Annotated in this window: 4 protein-coding genes and 2 pseudogenes; 2 read left to right on the top strand and 4 right to left on the bottom strand. The window is 71.9% G+C overall.

Translation table 11 applies throughout. The features are described 5' to 3' along the window. A pseudogene (locus BXY45_RS22580) lies at nucleotides 1–188 on the bottom strand (transposase); the annotation flags it as partial. A gap of 126 nt (nucleotides 189–314) precedes the next feature. Between BXY45_RS22580 and BXY45_RS22585 the strand changes: the two are divergent. Continuing rightward, complete coding sequence (locus BXY45_RS22585) at nucleotides 315–1,205, top strand: 1,4-dihydroxy-2-naphthoate polyprenyltransferase (RefSeq protein WP_109776785.1); 891 nt, start codon at nucleotides 315–317, stop codon at nucleotides 1,203–1,205. A gap of 56 nt (nucleotides 1,206–1,261) precedes the next feature. Here the strand turns inward: BXY45_RS22585 and BXY45_RS22590 are convergent, their stop codons facing one another. Continuing rightward, nucleotides 1,262–1,576, bottom strand: a complete 315-nt coding sequence (locus BXY45_RS22590; RefSeq protein ID WP_109776786.1) for a DUF4229 domain-containing protein — start codon at nucleotides 1,574–1,576, stop codon at nucleotides 1,262–1,264. Between the two features lie 46 nt (nucleotides 1,577–1,622). Between BXY45_RS22590 and BXY45_RS22595 the strand changes: the two genes are divergently transcribed. Continuing rightward, on the top strand, nucleotides 1,623–1,904 hold the full coding sequence (locus BXY45_RS22595) for a PLD nuclease N-terminal domain-containing protein (protein ID WP_109776787.1): 282 nt from the start codon (nucleotides 1,623–1,625) through the stop codon (nucleotides 1,902–1,904). Between the two features lie 39 nt (nucleotides 1,905–1,943). On the opposite strand, the gene BXY45_RS22600 is transcribed toward BXY45_RS22595, so the two are convergent. Then, nucleotides 1,944–3,320, bottom strand: coding sequence for an aspartate aminotransferase family protein (locus BXY45_RS22600; RefSeq protein WP_109776788.1), 1,377 nt, complete (start codon nucleotides 3,318–3,320; stop codon nucleotides 1,944–1,946). 117 nt (nucleotides 3,321–3,437) lie between these two features. Then, a pseudogene (locus tag BXY45_RS22605) lies at nucleotides 3,438–3,644 on the bottom strand (methylmalonate-semialdehyde dehydrogenase (CoA acylating)); the annotation flags it as partial.

Raw genomic sequence — 3,644 nt, forward strand, 5'->3', positions numbered from 1 at the left:
AGCATCCGCGGGTCGTACGCCATCCGCCCGGTCCCGCCGCGGCGGTAGCGCTTGTTCAGGGCGGTGATGTCCAACTGCGCGACGATGTCGCGCAGCACCCACACGACGTCCTCGACCAGCCAGTCGCGGATGTCGGGGGCCAGCAGCATCGGCTGATCCACATCGAAGGACCGGAACTGGCGCGCCACCAGAACATGATCGCGCCCCCGCCGCTACCGCGGCGGGGACGCACCCCGCTTTATGCAACAGGCTCGATCACGAAGGGTCTCCACCCCGACTGTGATCATGGACGGTTGGCCACCTACAGTCCTCGGGTGGCGAGCGCGGGTCAGTGGGTGGCCGGTGCGCGTCCGAGGACCCTCCCCGCAGCGCTGGCCCCCGTGCTGGTCGGCACCGGAGCCGCCGTGCTGGGGCAGTCGGCCCACGCCGGCCGGGCGCTGCTCGCGGCGCTTGTCGCCCTGGCCCTGCAGGTGGGCGTCAACTACTCCAACGACTACTCCGACGGCGTGCGCGGCACCGACAAGGACCGGGTCGGGCCGCTACGGCTGACCGCGTCCGGCGTCGCTCCCCCGAAGGCGGTGCTGCGGGCTGCGCTGGTCTCGTTCGGGGTGGCCGGCGTCGCTGGCGTGGCCCTCGTCGCGCTGGCGGGAACGTGGTGGCTGCTGGCGGTCGGCGCGCTCGCCGTCGTCGCCGCCTGGACCTACACCGGCGGCCCCCGCCCCTACGGGTACGCGGGCCTGGGCGAGGTGTTCGTCTTCCTCTTCTTCGGTCTGGTGGCCACGCTGGGCACCACCTACACGCAGACCGGGTCGCTGAGTGCGGCGAGCTGGGCCGGGGCCGTGGCCGTCGGGTCGCTGGCCTGCGCGATCCTCGTGGCGAACAACCTGCGCGACGTGCCCACCGACGCCGTCGCCGGCAAGCGGACCCTCGCGGTGCGCCTCGGCGAGCCGCGCACCCGCACGCTGTACGCGGCGCTGCTCGTGGTGCCCTACGTGCTGCTGGCCGTGCCGGTGCTCGTCGCACCGCGGGCGCCGCTGGCGCTGGCTGCGCTCCTCACGGTGCCGCTGGCGGTGCGAGCTGCACGGACCGTGCTGCGGGGCGCCGCCGGACGGGCCCTGGTGCCGGTGCTCGGCGCCACCGGCCGCCTCGAACTCGTCTACGCCCTGCTGCTGGCCCTGGGGCTGGCCCTCACGCCGCTGCTCTGACGGGCTGATCGAGCTCGCCCGGCCCGCGCCGGGCCGATCGGGCCCGTGCCGTGACCTCAGTGGGCGCGGCGTTGGGCGTCGTCGTCGGCGTCCTCCACGGCGGCGTCGCGCTCAGCCGCGGACACCTTGCCGGACTGTCGGCGCTCCTCCTCGCGGGCGGCCGCGCGCTCACGGCGGCGGGCGGTGTGCGCCTCCAACCGCTCCACGAGCACCTGCCGCGGCCCACCGAGCAGCAGGTACGACAGCACCGCCGAGACGATGACGGCGAAGGCCACGAGGAGCAGCTGCCGCATGCCCACCGCGTACCCGATGAGACCGACGAGGAAGAACAGGGAGATCCGCAGGAGCCCGTAGCGGAGGAAAGGTGCCACAACGACGAGCGTAGGTGGACGGCGTGCTTACCATCGTCAGGTGCCGATGCTGGTCGCCCTCGTTGCGCTCGTCCTGGGGATCTACGCGCTGGTCGACTGCCTGCGCACCACGGATACCCAAGCCCGCGGACTGCCCCTCCCGATCTGGGTCGCGGTCATCGTGCTCCTCCCCGTCGTCGGGCCCCTGGCGTGGCTCCTCGCGGGACGCACGCACACCGGCCACGCGTCGTCGCCGACTGGCAGCACGCGGGGCTGGGCACCCAAGGGACCCGACGACGACGAGGACTTCCTGCGTTCTCTCGACCGCAAGCACCGCGGCGACGTCTGAAGCCGGTCCCCCGGCCTTCCGTGCTGCGCCGCCGGAGGCTCAGGCGGCGCCGAGGTGAGCTTCGAGGGTGCTCAACGCCGCGTCCAGCGCTGCCAGCCCTTCCCGGACCTCGGCGTCGCTGACCGTGCACGGCGGGACGACGTGGAGACGGTGGTAGTTGGTGAACGGCAGCACGCCGTTCGCCTTGCACGCCGCCACCAGCACCGCCATCGCCTCGCTGGTGCCGCCGTAGGGAGCAATCGGCTCCTTGGTCTCCCGGTCGAGCACGAGGTCGAGCGCCCAGAAGACACCGAGACCCCGAACCTCTCCGATCACCGGGTGGCGCTCCGCGAGCTCGCGCAGGCCCGGGCCGAGCACCTCGCGCCCGATCCGGTCCGCGTTCTCGACGATCTTCTCCTCGTGCATTGCGGTGATGGTCGCCACGGCCGCGGCGCACGCCAGCGGGTGACCGGAGTAGGTCAGGCCGCCCGGGAAGGGCCGGTCGCGGAACGTGGCCGCGATGGCGTCACTGATGACGACGCCGCCGAGCGGCACGTACCCGGAGTTGACACCCTTGGCGAAGGTGATGAGGTCGGGGACGACGTCGAAGTGCTCCACCGCGAACCAGCGCCCGGTACGACCGAACCCGGCCATGACCTCATCGGCGATGTAGACGATGCCGTGGCGGTCGCACAGCTCGCGCACTCCGGCGAGGTAGCCGGGCGGCGGCGTCATGATCCCGGCGGTGCCGGGCACGGTCTCCAGCACGATCGCGGCGATGGTGCCCGGTCCCTCGAAGGCGATGAGCTGCTCCAGGTGGGCCAGCGCGCGCTCGGTCTCCTCGGCCTCGGTGGTGGCGTGGAAGTGCGACCGGTACAGGAACGGACCGAAGAAGTGCACCGCTCCGGCGGAGCCGTAGTCGTTGGGCCAGCGGCGCGGGTCACCGGTGAGGTTCACGGCGGTGGCGGTGCCGCCGTGGTAGCTGCGGTACTGGGACAACACCTTGTACTTGCCGGTGTGCAGGCGGGCCATGCGCACCGCGTGCTCGATGGCGTCAGCGCCGCCGTTGGTGAAGAAGACGGTGTTCAGACCCTCGGGCGCCACCTCGGCGATGAGCTGCGCGGCCTTCGAGCGGGCGGCGTTGGCGTGCTGAGGGGCGATGGTGCATAGGCGCTGGGCCTGCTCGACGATGCCCGCGACCACCTTCGGGTGCTGGTGGCCGACGTTGGTGTTCACCAGCTGGCTCGACAGGTCGAGGAAGCGGGTGCCCGCGCCGTCCCAGACGTAGGAGCCCTCCGCCCGGGTGATGACCATCGGCTTCAGCGCGCCCTGGGCGGACCAGGAGTGGAAGACGTGCTGGCGGTCGAGGCGGTAGGTCTCCTCCGGGGAGAGCAGGTCCTCGGGGGTGCTGGTGGCGGAGGTCTCGAGCAGGGTCATGGCGGCGTCCTCGTGGTCCGTGGTGGCGACGGGTCGGTGGTCCCGGGTGGCCAACGCCCATGATCACGCTCAGAACTCCGTGATCATGGGCGTTGGCCACCCTCCCAGCAACTGCGCTCAGGCGTTGGTGGGGAAACCCAGATCGATGCCGGCGCTGGCCTGGGTGGCGGCGGGGTCAGCCCACCGAGTGGTGACGACCTTGCCGCGGGTGAAGAAGTGCACCCCTTCAGTGCCGTGGGCGTGGGTGTCACCGAACAGGGAGTTCTTCCACCCCCCGAAGGAGTAGTACGCCATCGGCACCGGCACCGGCACGTTGATCCCGAT

Origin of the sequence: Quadrisphaera granulorum (assembly GCF_003149145.1) — a bacterium.
Taxonomy (GTDB): Bacteria; Actinomycetota; Actinomycetes; order Actinomycetales; family Quadrisphaeraceae; genus Quadrisphaera; species Quadrisphaera granulorum.

Bases quoted from the DNA above. Each gene is read 5' to 3' on its own strand.
- BXY45_RS22595 (WP_109776787.1), top strand. From the start codon at position 1,623: ATGCTGGTCGCCCTCGTTGCGCTCGTCCTGGGGATCTACGCGCTGGTC.
- BXY45_RS22600 (WP_109776788.1), bottom strand. From the start codon at position 3,320: ATGACCCTGCTCGAGACCTCCGCCACCAGCACCCCCGAGGACCTGCTC.